The organism is Flavobacterium sp. YO64, from assembly GCF_004119505.1.
GTDB classification, from domain to species: Bacteria; Bacteroidota; Bacteroidia; order Flavobacteriales; family Flavobacteriaceae; genus Flavobacterium; species Flavobacterium oncorhynchi.
The window spans coordinates 141,222-160,392 of the sequence record NZ_NRQV01000012.1 but is presented as its reverse complement, the minus strand read 5'-3'; the positions used below and the strand labels follow the sequence as shown (position 1 = coordinate 160,392).

Sequence of the window (19,171 nt, the reverse complement as noted above, 5' to 3'; positions counted from 1 at the left end):
TTTTTTTATATAAAAGTTTCGTGTAAATTAGTGCAATTTGTGTTTTTTAATTCAAACTGAAATTATAAATAATTTTTCCAACCTGCTTTACAGGTGCATCATTATCAGATTCCCATTTGGTATTCATTGCAGCAATTCGTGCTTGATCAAGTAAACATTTCGCTGTGTTCGTTGTACCCTTAATTCCTGCAGTTGCGCTTATTGTTTTTCCGTTTTGATCCACACTTACTTCAACAACAACTTTTCCTTCTTCGTTGCAAGTATATTTTGGTGCAGGTTTAGATAAAGCTTTTCTGTTTCCAAGAGAATAACCTGATCCTCCTCCAGAGCCGCCGCCGCTTCCTGCTCCGTAACCGCTTCCGGTACCAATACCATTTCCGGTTCCGTTTCCTCCGCCTGTTCCTCCACCAGAACCACCAGTTCCGTAATATCCATTAGAACCCAAACTTCCGCCTGCTTTTCCTTTGTTTCCTGCAACTTTATCATCACCGTCACCACCTTTATTAGATCCTTTTAAAATACTTGATAAAGCATCATTTGTAGAATTTGAAACTTTTGGTTTTTCAGGTGCTGGTTTTTGTATTGGTTTTTCAACAGGAACAGGTTTCTTAGGTTTTTCTTTTGTCGGAATAATAACATCTGCTTTGTCAGATACCGAGTTTTCCTGAGTAATAATAGCTTCTTCTTCTGGAGTTGCTTTTACAGGCGCCTGCTTTACATTGTTTTTTACCTCAAGAACTTCACTTTTGTAATTAGCGCCAGAACCCAAATCGCTGTCGCCAAAATTTACAGTAACACCGCCTCCGCCACCTCCGCTGGCAAGAGCAACATTGTTATCTGGATTGTAAGGAGGCCAAAAACGTATGAAAAACAGTAATATTAATATTACCGCATATATAGCTGTCGTGAAGAGTAAGGATTTCTTTTGATCTGAAGAAATAGTGAAACTCATTTTAATTCTGAATTTTGAAATGTATAATTTTAAAAACGTTTAAAAGTAGTAAAAATTGTTTAGAATGAAATGTTGAAATGATTTTACTAATTAATGTTTTTTGCACGCAGATCTTGCAGATTTAAGCAGATTTTTTCTTCTGATTTTTTGAATCAAATAATTACAAAATTTAGATCTGTTCGAATTTGCTTAAATCTGTATAAAATCTGCGTGAAACTTTATTCTCAATTTTAAAAGAATCTTTTTTAGTCAAATTATCTGATCGTTATCGAGAGTGTCAAAAAAAAAGCGAGCTAAGTAATTTAGCCCGCTTTAGAAATAAAGTATAAAATGAGATTATACTAATTGTTTCAATGCAATTTCAAAAGCAGTTGCACTAATATTTGTTTTAGATGAATTTAAAGCGTGAGCTTTTACAATCGCATTTTTTATAGTTTCAGAAGTATCGTTAAAGATAGCTTCATCTGTCATTTGAACTTTTTTCTCCATGAAATAAGCAAAAACTCTTGCCATTCCGCAGTTTGAGATAAAGTCAGGGATCAAACTTACTTTATGATCCACTTGTTCCATAATTGATCCGAAGAAAATTTCTTTGTCGGCAAAAGGAACGTTTGCACCGCATGAAATAACTTCAAGTCCGTTTGAAATTAAACTGTCAATTTGATTTTGAGTAACCAATCTTGAAGCCGCACAAGGTGTAAAAATTTCAGCACCAATTGTCCATATTTTAGAGTTGATTTCCTCAAACGGAATCATATTGTCGGCAACTAATTTATTCCCGTCTTTATTTAAAAATAAAGTTCTGATTTCTTCAAAAGAAAAACCATCTTCTTTGATTAGTCCGCCGTCGCGATCAATAATTCCAATTACTTTAGCACCCATTTCGGCTAAATAAAAAGCAGCTGCAGAACCAACATTTCCAAAACCTTGTACAATTGCTTTTTTACCTTTTATTTCTCCGCCATAAGTTGCATAAAAATGACGAACAGCTTCAGCAACGCCAAAACCAGTAATCATATCGGCAACAGTATATTTTCTAGTTACGTCTGGCGAGAATTTTGGGTTTTCGATAACCTTGATAACACCTTGACGTAATTGCCCGATTCTATTAATTTTATCTGCTTCTGTTGGTTTAAAATGACCATTGAAAACACCTTCTTGTGGATGCCAAACACCACATTCTTCTGTCATCGGAATTACTTCATGAATTTCATCAACATTTAAATCGCCTCCAGTTCCATAATAACTTTTTAATAAAGGAGAAACCGCTTTATACCAGCGTTGTAAAACTCCTTTTTTGCGAGGATCATTTGGATCAAAATTTATTCCAGATTTTGCACCTCCAATAGCAGGGCCAGAAACAGAGAATTTTACTTCCATTGTTTTAGCCAATGACAAAACTTCGTTCATATCTAAGCCTTTTCTCATTCTAGTTCCTCCGCCGGCAGCTCCGCCTCGCAGTGAGTTAATCACGGTCCATCCTTCAGCTTCTGTTTCAGAATCTTTCCAGTTAAAAACAATTTCAGGTGCTTTATTTTCAAATTGCTGTAATAAATCTTTCATTTTGTTGAGATATGTTTAGTTTGCGTAAAAGTATAAAATAGAATAATGCGAATAATGTATTTTGCTTCAAATTTATTAAAACAAAAAAGAAAGCCGAAAACTATAAGGTTTTCGGCTTTCGAATATGGTAAAGAATTAAGAATTATATTCCTAATAAGTGCTTTTTTAAAGTTTCGTCAACCGGCTTGTCTGAAAGCCAAATGCCAAATAATGCTTTTTTGAAATCAAATCCTTGAACTTTTCCTTTTAAAACTTCATTTTTATAAACATTGACAGTTTGGTCAAGCGGATTATAAAACAAAATGAATACATCTTTCTCTGTAATTGCATCGCTTAAGTATGTTTTAAACTGCTCAATTCGCGGACGCAGCTGCTCAAGATTGCTTCCTGCAGATTTTTCAAATCCAGTATTCATTGCTTTTGTTAATTTATTAGAAGAAACCATCGATGAGGTAATTTCAATTCTAATAGCCATTTCAGTATCACTGTCAATAATAAATTGTGGATCTTGGCTTAATTGCGATAAGTACAAAGCCTGCACATAAACTTCCAACCACATTTTTGATCTTCCGCCGGCACCATTAAGCTGCAAAGATTTGCTTTGAAATTCTATTTTTCTTGGAACAGTAACACCATTTACCTCTAATTGAGTTTGTGCAGAAACTGTAGAAAATTGCAGACTTAAAAGGAGTGTAAGCAATAGTAAAATCTTTTTCATATTCTATCAATTATATATTTTTTGAGCAAAAATAATGTTAATTTATCAAAATTTTACGTTCTGTTAAGATCTTTTTTTCTTAGATTTTTTGCGTATTGTTTTAGAAATCAAATTAGTAGGACTAATTTTACGTGAGTTTGCATCTTTTATAAGTAATAGGTCTTTTTTAGAGTAAGAATTGTGCTTAGAATTTAAATTTGCTTATTTTTTATCTGCATTTTTAATCTTAAAATTTAGAAAAAAAGCTGCATGATTATTGTTACTTGGTCGAAAAAGCTAAATATTAACGAAAACGTTATCGTAAATATTGCTGATCTCTCAATTTTATATGCGCGCATTGTAAATTTCACATTTAAAATTTATCTTTGAAAGCCTTTTTGTGTAAAAAATAAGGACTTCAAGAAAAACAAAAAAAACAAACCAGCCACAATGCATTGTCATTTGATGGTAAAAAAACAATAATTAAAAAAACTATGGATTTTAATCTTACCGAAGAACATTTAATGATTCAGCAAGCAGCAAGAGATTTCGCTCAGAATGAATTGTTACCAGGAGTTATTGAACGTGATGAAAAACAAATTTTTCCAACTGAACAAGTTAAGAAAATGGGTGAACTTGGATTCATGGGAATGATGGTTGATCCTAAATACGGCGGAAGCGGACTTGATGCGATTTCGTACGTACTTGCAATGGAAGAAATTTCGAAAGTTGATGCTTCAGCTTCTGTAGTAATGTCGGTAAATAATTCTTTAGTTTGCTGGGGATTACAAGAATTTGGAACAGAAGAACAAAAACAAAAATATTTACCAGGTTTAGCTTCAGGTCAAATTCACGGTGCTTTTTGTTTAAGTGAACCAGAAGCTGGAAGTGATGCAACTTCGCAAAAAACTACAGCTGTTGATATGGGCGACCATTATTTGGTAAACGGAACAAAAAACTGGATTACAAACGGAAATACTGCATCTGTATATTTAGTTATTGCTCAAACACATCCAGAATTAAAGCATAAAGGAATTAATGCTTTAATTATGACTAAAGATATGCCAGGTTTTTCAATTGGACCAAAAGAACAAAAAATGGGAATTCGTGGTTCAGATACACACTCTTTAATGTTTAGTGATGTAAAAGTTCCAAAAGAAAATAGAATTGGTGAAGATGGTTTTGGATTTAAATTTGCAATGAAAACACTTGCTGGAGGACGTATTGGTATTGCTTCGCAAGCATTAGGTATTGCTTCTGGAGCTTACGAATTGGCTTTGAAATATTCTAAAGAGCGTAAAGCTTTTGGAACAGAAATTTGCAATCATCAGGCAATTGCTTTCAAATTGGCAGATATGGTAGTTAATATCGAAGCAGCGCGTCATTTATGTATGAAAGCAGCTTGGGATAAAGATCAGCATAAAAATTATGATGTAAGCGGTGCAATGGCAAAATTATTTGCTTCGCAGGTTGCAATGGATACTGCGGTTGAAGCTGTTCAAATTCACGGTGGAAATGGTTATGTAAAAGAATACCATGTTGAACGTTTTATGCGTGATGCAAAAATCACTCAAATCTATGAAGGAACTTCTGAAATTCAGAAAATTGTAATTTCAAGATCAGTTATTGCAGGATAAGAGATTTATAATATTTTCAGTAAAACCCTTTCAGGCTTCTTGGTCTGAAAGGGTTTTCTTTTTTTAATTGGTTATCTTTACTAAAAGAAAGTTTTTTATGTACGAAGATTTAAAATATTGGTATTTGCGAGATCATAAACTGTTTCGAACTTTGAGTTATGCTCAAATCAAACAGTTGTGCATTATTACTGGTTTTAAAAAAGCATCAAAAGGGGAAATTATTTATTTCTCGACTTCAGATCTGCCGCGTATATTTTTACTTAAAAAAGGCAATATTAAAATTGTTGCTGTTGATGATGAAGGTAATGAAACCATAAAAGATATTATCCAGAAAGGTGATTTGTTTGGCGAATTGACTTTGGAATCGGATGATAAAAATGAAGAATATGCAAAAGTTCTTTCAGATGATGTGACGATTTGCAGTTTTTTAATGTCTGACTTTGAGGACTTATTACTTAAAAATCCCACGCTGGCACTTTCGTATACAAAATTCGTAGGCTTGAAAATGAAACGGATAAAAAACAGCTACGCCAATTTAATTTCTAAAGATGCTAAAACAAGATTGTATCAGTTTCTAAAAAACTGGGCAGAACAAGAAGGCCGTAAAAACGGGAATGTTGTTACAATCGAAAATTATCTGACACAAAATGATATTGCTCAAATTATTTGTACTTCTAGGCAGACCGCTACACATTTATTGAATGAAATGGAGTCTAATAATTTATTAAGTTATAACAGAAAAGAAATTGTCATACAGGATATTACTAAAATATAATTGTTTAAGACCTTTTTTTATTGCCAATTCAATTGAAGCAGCAGATAGTAGATTGCAATAGAAAAAAGTTAAAATAGTATTATATTGCAGAAACAAAAATGTATTTTAACCAGCTGTTTATAAAAATCTAAATCATTATTATGAAAAAACTATACTTTCTTTTGCCATTTATTTTTTTTGCCTGTAAAACAAACCCTACTGCAGTAAGCGAAAAAAAATCAAAATCAAATTCTAGACCTATTGAAGTTACTTATAAAGTCAACCAAAACGAAGTTTCGAATTTTTTAGAATATCTTTCTTCAGATGAAATGGAAGGGCGAGAAACTGGGACAAAAGGAATCGAAAAAGCGGCTGTTTTTTTAGAAGATTTTCTTAAAAAGAACAATGTCAAACCGTATTTTAAAACATATCGAGATACATTAACAAATTTTAAATCTCCAGCTTTTAATATTGTCGGCGTTCTTGAAGGAACAGATCCAGCGTTAAAAAATGAATATGTTGTTCTAAGTGCACATTACGATCATATTGGGATCGAGAAAAAACAACAAGCAGACGTTATAAATAATGGTGCAAATGATGATGCTTCTGGTGTAACTGCTGTTGCTCAAATGGCTAAATATTTTGCCGAAACAAAATCGAATAAACGAAGTATTTTAATTGTGTTTTTTGCCGGCGAAGAAAAGGGATTGCTTGGTTCAAAAAGTTTAGTTCAAAAACTGAAAAAGCAAAATTTTAATCTCTACACACAATTAAATATAGAAATGATCGGAGTTCCTATGAAACGGGATTATTTGGCTTATGTTACAGGTTTTGATAAATCGAATATGGCGGAGAAAATCAATCAATATACTGGTAAAAAAACAATTGGATTTCTGCCAAAAGAAGCGGAATACGAATTATTCTATAGATCAGATAACTATTCGTTTTATGAAGTGTTCAAGAAACCATGTCAATCTATAAGTACTTTTGATTTTGAAAATTTTGAGTTTTATCACCATGTTTCTGATGAGTTCAAAGTAATGGATGTTCCTCATATTACTTCATTTATTCAAGAGTTTTTACCTGCTGTAACAAAAATTGCAGTAACTCCAACTGAAGAAATTACAATGAATAAATAGTCTTTCTTTCTATTGTATTTGTTTATTTTTGCTTTATGAAAAATATTATTGTTACAGGAACGAGTAGAGGAATTGGTTATGAACTGGCTTTGCAGTTTGCAAACGCTGGAAATCAGGTTTTAGCTATTTCTAGAAAAACACCAAAAACACTTTTAGAACATAAAAATGTAACCTGCTTATCAATCGACTTAGCAGATGAAACCGCTTTGCAGGAAGTAGAGCATTTTATTGCTTCGACATGGAAAAAAGTCGACGCTTTAGTTCATAATGCAGGAGCTTTATTATTGAAGCCTTTTGCAGAAACTACTCAAGCCGATTTTGAAAGTATTTATAAAGTAAATGTTTTTGCAGTTGCAAACCTTACGAGAGTTTGTCTGCCTTATTTACAAAAAGGAAGTCATGTTGTAACCATCAGTTCAATTGGCGGCGTTAGAGGAAGTCTTAAGTTTGCCGGTTTGGCAGCTTATAGTTCCAGTAAAGGTGCCGTAATTACTTTAAGCGAATTGCTGGCTGAAGAATATAAAGAACGCGGTATTTCATTCAATGTGCTGGCTTTAGGTTCTGTTCAAACAGAAATGCTGAACGAGGCTTTTCCAGGTTATCAAGCGCCAATTTCTGCCGAAGGAATGGCGACATACATTTATGATTTTACACTCAACGGAAATAAGTATTTTAACGGAAAGGTATTGGAGGTTTCTTCAACTAATCCATAAGAAAATTACAATAGTTAAATTCCAGATTCAAATAGAAATGAACTTTTGACGTTTAACAAATAACATTTAACCTAAATTGAGCGAAACTTTAGCAAAATATATTCCAGAACATGCTGTAAAGCCTGTTTTTGATTTGATTGTATCCAATCAGGTTCATTTGAAAATTGTAAATGAACGTCAAACGCGGCATGGAGATTACAGGCGCGGACCAAGTGGTAAACATGAAATTACGGTTAATGCAAGCTTAAACAAATACAGGTTTTTGATTACCTTAATTCATGAGATTTCACATTTGGTTGCATTCGAAAAATTTGGGCGAAATATAAAACCGCACGGCAACGAATGGAAATACACCTTTCAAAGAACGATGGTTCCATTTATCAGACCAGAGATATTTCCAAGTCAATTGCTGCCGTTATTAGCCAGACATTTTAAAAATCCATCGGCAAGCAGTGATACAGATACGACTTTGTCTTTGGCTTTAAAGCAATATGATTCTGCAAGTGATAAAAATTATGTTTTCGAAATACCGTACGGAAGCGTTTTTCGAATAAAAAATGGTAAAATCTTTAAGAAACTTGCCGTTAGAACCAAACGATTCGAATGCATAGAAATAAGCTCTGGAAAGACTTATCTTTTTAATCCAAATGCCGAAGTAGAGCTGATAGATTAAGAATTTAGATGAATAAAGAAATCCCAAATTCCAATTTTAAATAGTTAGGAATTTGGGATCTTTTATTTAGTCTTCCAGCAAAATTGGAATTTGGATTTTTTTTATTGGAATTTAAAAGTTAGCCTTTCAAATAAGCTTCTCTTACTTTTTTAAATAGGTTAGAAGAGTACACAAATTTGACAATATCTTTATTGTCTGTTCTAAAAATCTCTTCTTTAGTTCCCTGCCACGCTTTTAATCCTTTTTTTAAGAAAACAATATTCTCGCCAATTTCCATTACCGAGTTCATGTCGTGCGTATTAATTACAGTTGTAATATTATACTCTTCTGTAATTTCCTTAATCAAATTATCAATCAAGGTTGAGGTATTTGGATCTAAACCTGAATTGGGTTCATCACAAAATAAATATTTCGGATTGTTTACAATAGCGCGTGCAATAGCTACACGTTTCTGCATTCCTCCAGAAATCTCAGAAGGTAATTTTTTATGAGCATCGACTAAGTTTACCCTTTCCAAAACAAAATCAACACGTTCTTGTATTTGCGTTTTGTTGTTGTTAGTGAACATTTTTAGCGGGAAAGCAACGTTTTCCTCAACAGTCATCGAGTCAAATAAGGCACTTCCTTGAAAAACCATTCCTATTTCAGTTCTTAGTTCTCTTTTTTCATCTGGATTTAATTCAGAATAAACACGTCCATCAAACTCAATTGCGCCTGAATCTGGGGTATGAATTCCTAGTAAAGTTTTTAATAAAACCGTTTTTCCAGAACCACTTTGTCCGATAATCAAGTTTGTCTTTCCAGTTTCAAAAACCGTCGAAACGCCTTTTAAAACTTTACTGTCACCAAATGATTTTTCTATGTTTTTTACTTCGATCATTATCCTAATAATAATTGAGTTAATATATAATTAAAAAGAATAATACAAACAGATGTCCAAACAAATGATACTGTACTTGCTTTACCAACTTCTAATGCGCCGCCTTTCATATAATATCCATGAAAAGATGGAATTGTAGCCAATAGCATTGCGAAAATTAAAGTTTTAATAAAAGCATATGTGATATGAAACGGAATAAATTCCATTTGAGCTCCTTGAATAAAGTCTTGACTTGTTGAAAAACCGCCGTATGCGCAAGCAAGCCATCCGCCAAAAATCCCTAAAAACATACTAATTCCAATTACAAAAGGGTACATTAATAAAGCTACTATTTTTGGAAAAACGAGATAGTTTAATGAATTAACTCCCATAACTTCTAATGCATCAATTTGTTCTGTAACGCGCATTGTTCCAATACTTGAAGTAATGTAAGATCCCATTTTTCCAGCCATAATTACCGAGATAAAAGTTGGTGCAAACTCCAAAATCACAGATTGACGAGTTGCAAAACCAATTAAATATTTTGGAATTAAAGGATTAGTTAAGTTTAATGCCGTTTGAATGGCAACAACTCCACCGATAAAAAATGAGATAAAGCAAACGATACCTAGAGAGTCTATTATTAAATCATCGATTTCTTTGAAAATTAATTTTTTCATAACAGGCCATTTGGTCTGTTTATTAAAAATTTCTTTCAGCATTAAAAAATATCTTCCTATTTGAGATATATAACGAATTAGCATCATAAGTTTTACAAATATTGGCTAAATTAAGGATTAGTTTACAGTTTACCGTTTCAGTTTGCAGTTTTTAATTTTTTTTAAGATTAAAAAAGCTTCTGTTTCATTTTTTGAAAACGATAATTTCTAATAAATTTAGCTTGTTCAGGGGTAACTAATAAAGGAGTTTTGGCACTTTTGGCTTTCCAGAATCCTCTGATATAATCTAAAAAAAGAAATGGCTTTTTCTTCATCATAGCCAATTTTGCTGATGCGATTGCTGTGATCCAAAAACCATAACCTAAAGTATAAAAAGCTTCTCCTTGTTTATAGCGAGCAGTTTTGTTGTAGTTTGCGCCAGTTGGTTTTAAGTGTTTTACATGTAAAGATTCGTCGGTAACAATTTTCCAATCGTAATATTTACACAATAATTCGTCAACCGTGTCCCAGCCCATTGCAGGTTTTAAACCTCCAATTTGCTGATAAGTTTCCTTGCGATAGGCTTTTAGTGCACCGCGAATATGATCTTTATCGGTTAAGTTTTCTAAAACCCATTCGCCATTTTTATCGATATAGCAAAATCCGCCCGCCATTCCTATTTTAGGATCAGATTCGAAATGTTTGATTACAGTTTCAAAATAATTGGGAGGAAAGATTAAATCGCCGTCTATTTTTACAATAATATCATAATTAGAATCCAAAGTTTCAAAACCTTTTTGAAACGCCTGAATTACTTTACTTCCGGGCAAATGAATTGCATCTGAAGTTTTATTTACAACAGAAATATACGGGTTTTCTTTTGCAAAACTCAATACAACTTCTTCTGTTTTATCTGTAGAATTGTCGTTTACAACCACAACTTTTGAAGGCAGAACGGTTTGAGAAGCCAAAGACTGTAAAGTTAAGCCAATTAAGTCTTGCTCGTTGTGCGCGGGAATGACGATGTAGTATTTCATAAATTTTCAATTTTAAATGCCAATTCATTAAATTTCAAATTCCAATCAAAGCGGGTTCAATTGGAATTTGGAATTTTAGTTTTGGAATTTATTTAATTTTTTCCGCTGCAACAATATAATATCTTGGAGTGAAATATCTTAATAATGGTCTAAATCCAAACTTTTTTACCGGATGTGTAAATTGCAGACGATCTGTTATTTTCCATCCCGTTTTTTCTAAAAGCCAGTCTAACTGCCAATCTTCAAATTCGTGATAATGTCTGTCCCACATATCAGTTTTAGAACGATATGCTGGAGAAAACCATAAACGCAGCGGAATTGAAATTAACAATTTGTCGCATTTTACATTTTCTAGAATTGTGTATGGATTTAGTAAATGTTCGAAAATTTCAAAAGCAGTAAAAACAGTGTATTCTTCAGTTTGTAACGCCGTTTGATCGTTGTCTAAATCTTCGCCTTTTGTATTTTTTACAGTATAACCATTCTCTTCCATTATTTTAGAAAACGGATTTGGTACACCAAAATCAAAAATGGTTTCTGATGTGTTAACGTGTTTTTGTAAAAACTCTAAGGTAAGTTTGAATCTTTTATTCGGAAATGTTTTTTCGTACATTATATATGTTTTAAACAACAAAGGCGCAAATATACTAAAAAAGTCCGCATCTTATAGTGCGGACTTTTTTAGTTTTGCAGTGTTCAGTTATAGTTTTGAGTCTAAAAACTAATTACTGCGAGTGTAAACGAAATACTAATATCTGTATACAAAAGCATTTACGTTCATTCCTGCTCCAACTGAAGCAAAAATTACAACATCGCCTTTATTAATAGTATGATTTTCGATTTTACCTTGAAGGATTAAATCGTATAAAGTAGGAACAGTTGCAACACTGCTGTTTCCTAAATCGTGAATACTCATTGGCATAATGTCTTTAGGAGCGGTTTTGTCGTATAGTTTATAAAAACGTTCGATAATTGCCTCGTCCATTTTTTCATTTGCTTGATGAATCAGGATTTTTTTTACTTCATCAATTGAAATGCCGCTCTTGTCTAAACAGCTTTTCATTGCACAAGGAACGTTGCTTAAAGCAAATTCGTAAATTTTGCGGCCGTACATTTTAATGTACTTAATATCTGGATCTAAATCAGGATTATATGATTTTCCGAAAAAAAGGAAATTAGCTTCATCATTAGCAAAAGTGGCGCTTTCGTAAGATAAAAGCCCGGCTTCGTCTGTTGAAGCTTCTAAGATTGAAGCACCAGCTCCATCAGAATAAATCATCGAATCACGATCATGATCATCGACAACTCTTGAAAGCGTTTCGGCACCAATTACTAAAACTCTTTTTGCCATTCCAGATTTGATAAAAGCATTCGCTTGAAGAACTCCTTCAATCCAGCCAGGACATCCAAAAAGAATATCGTAAGCAACACATTTAGGGTTTTTAATGCCTAATTTATGTTTAACACGTGTTGCTAAACTTGGTAAAATATCAGATTGTGAAGTACCTGATTTTACATCACCAAAATTATGGGCGAAAATGATATAGTCTAAAGTTTCAGCATCGATTCCTGCATTTGCAATTGCTTTTTCAGCTGCGAAAAAGGCTAAGTCTGAAGCAGTATGGTTTTTTTCGGCATAACGGCGATTTTCGATTCCGGTAATACCTTTAAATTTTTTAATAACGACTTCATTCGGGTAACCAAAAGGAGTTCCATCTTCATTTAAAAAAATATGCTTGTCAAAGTCCGTGTTTTTTACTTCTAAATTAGGAATATAACTCCCGATGCCAATTATTTTTATTTTCATTTTTCCTTTAATTATCCGATAAATTTATTGCTAAAGTATAAATAAAATCATGATAACTATCATAAAAAATACTATGCATGCATATAATTATGGAATAATTGTTTTTTGAGTGATATATTGATTATTTTTTAATGATTTTTTAATTTTACAGAGATTTCAAACGTTTGAGATCGCTTTTGGAATCTATTTTTATTTTATCTCAATATTTTAAAGTGTTATAAAAAGCAACAAACTTTTTAAGAATGTTATAAAAAAATAAAACCCGATAACTGTAATGTTATCGGGTTTGTTTTATGAAATAATCTATGATTAGTTTTCCATATAAGCTTCAATAGGAGCACAGCTGCAAACTAAATTTCTATCACCGTAAGCGTCATCTACACGACGAACTGATGGCCAGAATTTATTATCAGCAATATACTCTAATGGGTAAGCTGCTTTTTCTCTAGTATAAGGAAAATCCCAATTGTCTGTAGTTAACATTGCCAATGTGTGCGGTGCATTTTTCAATACATTGTTTTTGTCATCAGCACTTGATGCTTCAATTTCTTTTCTAATTGAAATAAGAGCATCACAAAAACGATCTAACTCAGCTAAATCTTCAGATTCAGTTGGTTCAATCATTAAAGTTCCAGCTACTGGGAAAGAAACCGTTGGAGCGTGGAAACCGTAATCCATTAAACGTTTTGCGATATCACCAACTTCGATTCCGTTTTCTTTAAATGAACGGCAATCTAAAATCATTTCGTGAGCCGCTCTTCCGCATTCTCCTGTGTAAAGAATTGGGTAGTGACCTTCGAAACGAGCTTTCATATAGTTAGCATTCAAGATTGCATGTTCAGTAGCGCTTTTTAATCCGTCAGCGCCCATCATTGTGATGTAACCGTAAGAGATTAAACATACTAAAGCTGATCCGTAAGGTGCAGATGAAATTGCTGTAATAGCTTGTTCACCGCCTACTTTTAAGATTGGGTTTGTTGGTAAAAATGGAACCAGTTTTTCATTTACACAAATTGGTCCAACTCCAGGTCCACCGCCGCCGTGAGGAATAGCGAATGTTTTGTGTAAGTTTAAGTGACAAACGTCAGCACCAATTGTAGCAGGATTTGTTAATCCAACTTGCGCGTTCATATTTGCACCATCCATATAAACTAATCCGCCGTTTTCGTGGATTAATTTTGTGATTTCAATAATTGAAGATTCGTAAACTCCGTGAGTAGAAGGATACGTTACCATTAAACAAGATAAATCATCTTTGTGTTCAATAGCTTTTTCTCTTAAATCTTCTACGTCGATATTTCCTTCTGGAGTCGTTTTCGTAACAATAATTTTCATTCCGGCCATCGCTGCAGAAGCAGGATTTGTTCCGTGAGCTGATGAAGGAATCAAACATACATTACGGTGACCTTCGTTTCTTGATAAATGGTAAGCACGAATCGCCATTAAACCTGCATATTCTCCTTGCGCTCCAGAGTTTGGTTGCAATGTTGTTCCAGCAAATCCAGTAATTACATTTAATTGCTGCTCTAATTTTTTAAGCATTGTGATGTAACCTTCCGCTTGTTCAACTGGTGCAAACGGGTGAATGCTGTTCCAGTTTGGCATTGATAAAGGCAGCATTTCTGAAGCTGCGTTTAATTTCATCGTACAAGAACCTAATGAAATCATTGAGTGATTCAATGATAAATCTTTACGCTCTAATTTTTTGATGTAACGCATTAACTGACTTTCTGAATGATGATTGTTGAACACATCATGCGTTAAGAAAGAAGATGTTCTTTCTAATGAAGCTGGTAATTGACTAGCTTCTGTTAATTCAGAAACTGTAACAGTTTCTTTTCCTAAAGCTTCAGCAAAAATTGCAATAATTTGGTTGATGTCCGCAATTGACGTCGTTTCGTTGAACGAGATAGAAATTGTATCGGCATCAGGATAGAAGAAGTTTACTTCGTTTTTCTCAGCAATAGCTTTTACTTTTTGAGCGTCTGCTTTTACCAAAATAGTGTCAAAGTAAGCAGTGTTAGTTTGGTAAACTCCTAATTTATTTAAAGCTTCAGCAGTAGTAACCGCAGAGGCGTGAACTTTGTTTGCAATATATTGTAATCCTTTTGGTCCGTGGTAAACGGCATACATTCCAGCCATAACTGCCAATAAAACCTGAGCAGTACAGATGTTAGAAGTAGCTTTTTCACGTTTAATGTGCTGCTCGCGAGTTCCTAAAGCCATACGTAAAGCACGGTTTCCATTTGTATCAACAGAAACTCCAATGATACGACCCGGCATAGAACGTTTGTATTCGTCTTTAGTTGCAAAAAATGCAGCGTGAGGACCACCGTAACCCATTGGAACACCAAAACGCTGAGTTGTTCCAACAACTACTGCAGCTCCCATTTCTCCTGGAGAAGTTAAGGCAGCAAGTGATAAAATATCAGCAGCAAAGGCAACTTTAATTTCATTTTCTTTTGCTTTAGCAACAAAAGCGCTGTAATCATTTACTTGACCATATTTTCCTGGGTACTGTAAAATAGCTCCAAAGAATTCATTTGAAAAATCAAAAGTTTCGTGGTTTCCAACAACTAATTCAATTCCAATTGGAGTTGAACGTGTTTGTAATACTGATAAAGTTTGTGGTAAAATTTCTTCAGAAACGAAGAATTTATTTGTATTGTTTTTCTTTTGATCACGAGTACGAACGTCAAATAATAACGCCATAGCTTCAGCGGCAGCAGTTCCTTCATCAAGTAAAGAAGCGTTTGCAATTTCCATTCCTGTTAATTCGATTACAGTAGTTTGGAAATTTAAAATTGCTTCAAGACGACCTTGTGCAATTTCTGCCTGATAAGGTGTATAGGCAGTATACCATCCCGGATTTTCGAAAATATTTCTCTGAATCGGTGCTGGAACAATAGTTGGGTGATAACCCAAACCGATATACGATTTGAATACTTTATTTTTCTTTCCTAATTCCTGAATATGATTTGCAAATTCATATTCTGTCATTGCAGGATCTAAATTCAAAGGTGCTTTTAAACGAATATCATCCGGAAGGGTTTCGTAAATAAGTTGCTCAATTGAGTCAACTCCAATTGTTTTCAGCATATGCTGAAGATCGGTTTCTCTTGGACCAATGTGTCTTAAAGCAAAAGCATCTGTTTTCATGTAGCTATCTAATGTTTTTAATTGATGTGTTCGTGCACCATTTTGCTGTACGAATCACATTTAAAAGTAAATGTGTTGTTTTTTTGTCGCGCAAAATTAAGTATTATTAATAATTTAATAGGTATTTTTAACTTCATTTTTTATCAAATTTCTAATCAAAGACTTGGTTTGTTAATAAAATATTAGATTTGAGGTATGATAGTATCAAAACGCTTCTTAGATTTTTACCTGAATAGCAGTATTCATGTGGCTTTGTCATGTTATGCACTTGTACGAATAACGTTTCATGTGTTTCATATTCAATACGATGAGCCGATGGCGCTTTTTGTTTTTTTTGGAACAATTGTAGGATATAATTTCGTAAAATATGATGCGCTGGTTCGAGTAAAGAAAAATCCAATTGGAAATCAATTAAAGATTATTGCTTTTTTGAGTCTCGTTTCGGTAGTTTTAGTAGGCTATTATTTTTTCCATTTACAGCGAATTACACAAATTGTTTCGGTAGGAATTTTTGCGATAACGGCCCTTTATACCTTGCCTTTTTTTCCAAATAGAAAAAATGCCCGAAATTGGGCAGGAGTAAAAATTTATATTGTGGCACTTTGCTGGGTTGGCGCGACTTTGGTTTTACCGCTAATTAATGCCGGAATTCCGTTTACAACAGATTTCTTTATAAAATGCATACAGCGTTTTATTTTAGTTTTTGTTTTGATTTTGGTTTTCGAAATAATTGATCTGGCAAATGACGATCCGCATCTTCAAACTGTACCGCAGACTATTGGAGTGAAATGGACAAAATATTTAGGATTACTTCTTTTAGTGCCATTTTGTTCTTTGGAGTTTCTTATTTCAACATTTAATGTTCATGATCTTTTCATTAGTTTGGTAATGGTAATTACCTTGATGTTGTTTATTGTTTTTGCTAATCCAAATCGATCTAAATATTATACCTCTTTTTGGGTCGAAAGCGTGCCGATTTTCTGGTGGCTGATGGTGATTTTTCTATAAAAAAAAACCGAAGCAGCAGCATCGGTTTAGATTGAATTTATTTTGTTTTCTGTTCCGCTAAGGCCTTGTTTAATTCGGCTTTTGCTTCATTTAATTTTTTTCTTTTCTTGTCGATCTTTTCTTTGCTTTCTTTGTCTTTTATGGCTTCATTTAAATCAGCAGTTCTTTCATTAACTTTTTGCTGTTTTTCCTTTACTTTTTTGTCAAGATCATTATTGACTGTTTTGGTGGTGCAATTTTTCTTGGTTTGAGAGATTGCATCTTGAACGCCTTTGATTTGATTTTGATTTCCAGCTTTTTTAGCTGCAGCTAATTTTATGTTCAATTCGCATAATTTTCTTTCACATCCTTTTAAATCTTTACAATTGCTTTGCGCAAATCCTATAAAAGAAAAAGTAAATAGGAGGGTTGATAGTATAATTTTTAATTTCATATTTTAATTTTTTAGTTCTCTTTAAGATTTATTTTATTTAAAAGTAGGAAATTTATTTTAAATAGATTTTTCTGAAACTTCTTTTAAAACTTTATTTCGTTCCAAAAGAAAATTAGTAAGATGCTTTTTGAGAAGTAAAACATCGAATAGGTTTCCCAGAATTCCAAACGGCGTTTCATACTGTAATTTATCTTTCATGATTGTAATGCCGTTTTCTTCCTCAAAAAAATGTTCGTGTTTAAAAAACTTGAAATTACCTTCTTCCATTTCATTTACAAAATAATCGTAGAGATTCATTGCCGTAATTCGGCTTTTGTGTGTAAGATAAAAACCAAAATGTCTGCCTCGCCAAGTTACCGTTTCATTTAGGTTTATTAATCCTGATGTTAGGCCGGCAATTGCTTTTTCTTTTGATGCACTTGCCGATTGCTGATGAATATCGATATTTCGTGAAGCATCAAAAACGATTTGTTTTGGCGCTTTTATTTTAGTTGTTAGGTTTATTGTTGTCATTATTTGGGAATGTTTTTTACACAATCTTGTCATTTCGACAAAGGAGAAATCTTCGTAAGAAGCTCGACAAAGATTAGCTTATTGGAACGGAGTTACTTGTGAAGATTTCTCCTTTGTGGAAATGACAATATCATGAGGATTGTGTTTTGTCAAAGTTGTTAGCTTAGTAAATCTTGAAACGCATTATCAATATCTCCAAACTTAAATCGAAATCCATTTTCTAAAAGACGTTTCGGAATTACGTTTCTACTTTTCAAAATGAACTCGGGTTCTGTTCGAATAAAAAATGCTCCAATTTCAAGAAAGAATTTATTCAATGGAATTCCAAAAGGAAAACGAACTGCCTTTCTCAATTTTTGCATAAATAGTGCATTTCGAATTGGCTCTGGAGAAACGATATTTATAATTCCAGAAATTTCTTTTTCAATAATAAAATCAATTGCATTGGCAAAATCGTCTTCGTGAATCCAGCTTACAAATTGATTGCCGCTTCCTTGTTTCCCTCCAAAACCAGTTTTAGCCAAATTCTTTAACGGAATAAAAGCTCCGCTATTTTTTCCTAAAACGATAGAAGTTCTTAAAGCTGTTTTCATCGTCTTTGGTGTTTCAGTTTTAAAGAAGGCTTTTTCCCAAGAAAGCGCCACATTTATAGAAAAATCATTTCCAATTTCACTGTCAACTTCATCCATTTGTTTGTCAAGAGAAAAACGATAAATAGTTGCCGTTGATGAATTAAGCCAATGTTTCGGCGGATTTTTACAATTTAAAACAGCTTCATTAAGTATTTTAGTGCTTTCTATTCTAGATAATAGAATCTCTTTTTTATTTTCCTTAGTATAACGACAATCAACCGATTTTCCGGCAAGATTAATTAAAACTACCGCATTTTCTAATTCGCTTTCCCAACTTGAAAAAGTTCTGGCATTCCAGTTTACATATTTTATTCCGTCAAGTGTCTGAGATTTTCCTCGAGTTAGAATTACAATTTCTTCAAATTTATTTTTGAAATGATTGACTAAAACTTGTCCAAGAAAACCTGTTCCAGCTGCAATTATGAGTTTTTTCATTTGAGTTTTTTTTTTATAGCCACGAATCACACGAATTTTTACGAATTTAAAAATGAATAAAGGCATTTTGAGAATTAATTCTTGAAAATTCGTGTGATTCGTGGCAAACTATTTTAAGCTTTAAAAACCAATCTTTCTTCTCTTTGAGCTTCTTTTGCTTTTCTTTTTCCTCTAAAAAAGAAATATAAATTGAAGAATAACATGATGCCAAGGTAAATAGAAAATCCGCCGATTTTATAACTTAAATTTTCAATTAATTCTTGATAACTGTTGCTGTACAATTGCAATTTTAAAATCATTAATGCAAAACCAATGTTTAAAAGATAAAAACCAGTTTCAAAAAGCTTGTTGGTTGCCTGTGCAATATCTTCACGACCTTTAAATATATCCAGCATAAAGATTTTTCCGTTTTTGAAAAGAGTTTTAGAAACATAATAGGTAAGAAATAAAGCAACTGGTAAATAAATTCCGTAACCGATTAAGATTTTTGTAGTTTCCATG

At 33.1% G+C, this 19,171-nt stretch carries 19 protein-coding genes; 6 read left to right on the top strand and 13 right to left on the bottom strand.

Going from position 1 to position 19,171, the window contains the following annotated elements:
* Positions 1 to 46: 46 nt before the first annotated feature.
* The 3 genes from BOW57_RS10950 to BOW57_RS10940 all read right to left on the bottom strand — a co-directional run bounded on the left by BOW57_RS10950 (position 47) and on the right by BOW57_RS10940 (position 3,233).
* Positions 47 to 952, bottom strand: coding sequence for an energy transducer TonB (locus tag BOW57_RS10950; RefSeq protein ID WP_129054211.1), 906 nt, complete (start codon positions 950 to 952; stop codon positions 47 to 49).
* Between the two features lie 336 nt (positions 953 to 1,288).
* Positions 1,289 to 2,515, bottom strand: a complete 1,227-nt coding sequence (locus tag BOW57_RS10945) for a Glu/Leu/Phe/Val dehydrogenase dimerization domain-containing protein (RefSeq protein WP_089055377.1) — start codon at positions 2,513 to 2,515, stop codon at positions 1,289 to 1,291.
* Positions 2,516 to 2,657: 142 nt separating this feature from the next.
* Entirely contained in the window at positions 2,658 to 3,233 is a 576-nt protein-coding gene (locus BOW57_RS10940; RefSeq protein WP_129054209.1) for a chalcone isomerase family protein, read from the bottom strand.
* Between the two features lie 473 nt (positions 3,234 to 3,706).
* Between BOW57_RS10940 and BOW57_RS10935 the strand changes: the two genes are divergently transcribed.
* The 5 genes from BOW57_RS10935 (at position 3,707) to BOW57_RS10915 (ending at position 8,128) form a co-directional block, all read left to right on the top strand.
* Positions 3,707 to 4,849 carry an acyl-CoA dehydrogenase gene (locus tag BOW57_RS10935; protein WP_129054203.1) on the top strand — a complete coding sequence of 381 codons (1,143 nt, stop codon included), beginning with the start codon at positions 3,707 to 3,709 and terminating at the stop codon, positions 4,847 to 4,849.
* A 97-nt stretch (positions 4,850 to 4,946) separates the two neighbouring features.
* On the top strand, positions 4,947 to 5,624 hold the full coding sequence (locus tag BOW57_RS10930; protein WP_129054200.1) for a Crp/Fnr family transcriptional regulator: 678 nt from the start codon (positions 4,947 to 4,949) through the stop codon (positions 5,622 to 5,624).
* 140 nt (positions 5,625 to 5,764) lie between these two features.
* A complete protein-coding gene (locus tag BOW57_RS10925; protein WP_129054198.1) occupies positions 5,765 to 6,742 on the top strand; it encodes a M20/M25/M40 family metallo-hydrolase in 978 nt (325 codons plus the stop codon).
* Between the two features lie 35 nt (positions 6,743 to 6,777).
* On the top strand, positions 6,778 to 7,455 hold the full coding sequence (locus BOW57_RS10920; protein WP_129054196.1) for an SDR family oxidoreductase: 678 nt from the start codon (positions 6,778 to 6,780) through the stop codon (positions 7,453 to 7,455).
* A 76-nt stretch (positions 7,456 to 7,531) separates the two neighbouring features.
* The gene (locus BOW57_RS10915; RefSeq protein ID WP_089055365.1) at positions 7,532 to 8,128 is read left to right on the top strand and encodes a SprT-like domain-containing protein; all 597 of its coding nucleotides are present in this window, start codon (positions 7,532 to 7,534) and stop codon (positions 8,126 to 8,128) included.
* Positions 8,129 to 8,246: 118 nt separating this feature from the next.
* On the opposite strand, the gene BOW57_RS10910 is transcribed toward BOW57_RS10915, so the two are convergent.
* The 6 genes from BOW57_RS10910 to gcvP form a co-directional block, all read right to left on the bottom strand.
* On the bottom strand, positions 8,247 to 9,008 hold the full coding sequence (locus BOW57_RS10910; protein WP_129054193.1) for an ABC transporter ATP-binding protein: 762 nt from the start codon (positions 9,006 to 9,008) through the stop codon (positions 8,247 to 8,249).
* Complete coding sequence (locus BOW57_RS10905; protein ID WP_055091648.1) at positions 9,008 to 9,754, bottom strand: ABC transporter permease; 747 nt, start codon at positions 9,752 to 9,754, stop codon at positions 9,008 to 9,010. Before BOW57_RS10905 ends, BOW57_RS10910 begins: the two co-directional genes overlap by 1 nt.
* 80 nt (positions 9,755 to 9,834) lie before the next feature.
* Positions 9,835 to 10,683: a glycosyltransferase family 2 protein gene (locus BOW57_RS10900; protein ID WP_129054191.1), complete on the bottom strand. Its 849-nt coding sequence runs from the start codon at positions 10,681 to 10,683 to the stop codon at positions 9,835 to 9,837.
* Between the two features lie 88 nt (positions 10,684 to 10,771).
* Complete coding sequence (locus BOW57_RS10895) at positions 10,772 to 11,296, bottom strand: methyltransferase (protein ID WP_089055362.1); 525 nt, start codon at positions 11,294 to 11,296, stop codon at positions 10,772 to 10,774.
* A 135-nt stretch (positions 11,297 to 11,431) separates the two neighbouring features.
* Positions 11,432 to 12,490, bottom strand: coding sequence for a 3-oxoacyl-ACP synthase III family protein (locus BOW57_RS10890; protein ID WP_129054189.1), 1,059 nt, complete (start codon positions 12,488 to 12,490; stop codon positions 11,432 to 11,434).
* A gap of 309 nt (positions 12,491 to 12,799) precedes the next feature.
* The gene (gcvP, locus tag BOW57_RS10885) at positions 12,800 to 15,649 is read right to left on the bottom strand and encodes an aminomethyl-transferring glycine dehydrogenase (RefSeq protein WP_129054187.1); all 2,850 of its coding nucleotides are present in this window, start codon (positions 15,647 to 15,649) and stop codon (positions 12,800 to 12,802) included.
* Between the two features lie 195 nt (positions 15,650 to 15,844).
* Here gcvP and BOW57_RS10880 point away from each other — a divergent pair, with 195 nt between their 5' ends.
* The gene (locus BOW57_RS10880) at positions 15,845 to 16,657 is read left to right on the top strand and encodes a hypothetical protein (protein ID WP_129054185.1); all 813 of its coding nucleotides are present in this window, start codon (positions 15,845 to 15,847) and stop codon (positions 16,655 to 16,657) included.
* A 37-nt stretch (positions 16,658 to 16,694) separates the two neighbouring features.
* On the opposite strand, the gene BOW57_RS10875 is transcribed toward BOW57_RS10880, so the two are convergent.
* From BOW57_RS10875 to BOW57_RS10860, 4 genes are all read right to left on the bottom strand, one after another.
* Positions 16,695 to 17,090 (bottom strand): DUF1090 family protein, encoded by a 396-nt coding sequence (locus BOW57_RS10875; RefSeq protein WP_129054183.1) that lies wholly within the window; start codon positions 17,088 to 17,090, stop codon positions 16,695 to 16,697.
* Between the two features lie 57 nt (positions 17,091 to 17,147).
* The gene (locus BOW57_RS10870) at positions 17,148 to 17,603 is read right to left on the bottom strand and encodes an SRPBCC family protein (protein ID WP_129054181.1); all 456 of its coding nucleotides are present in this window, start codon (positions 17,601 to 17,603) and stop codon (positions 17,148 to 17,150) included.
* Positions 17,604 to 17,761: 158 nt separating this feature from the next.
* The gene (locus tag BOW57_RS10865) at positions 17,762 to 18,670 is read right to left on the bottom strand and encodes a TIGR01777 family oxidoreductase (protein WP_129054179.1); all 909 of its coding nucleotides are present in this window, start codon (positions 18,668 to 18,670) and stop codon (positions 17,762 to 17,764) included.
* A 113-nt stretch (positions 18,671 to 18,783) separates the two neighbouring features.
* Positions 18,784 to 19,170 carry a hypothetical protein gene (locus BOW57_RS10860; protein WP_089055356.1) on the bottom strand — a complete coding sequence of 129 codons (387 nt, stop codon included), beginning with the start codon at positions 19,168 to 19,170 and terminating at the stop codon, positions 18,784 to 18,786.
* Position 19,171 lies beyond the last annotated feature (1 nt).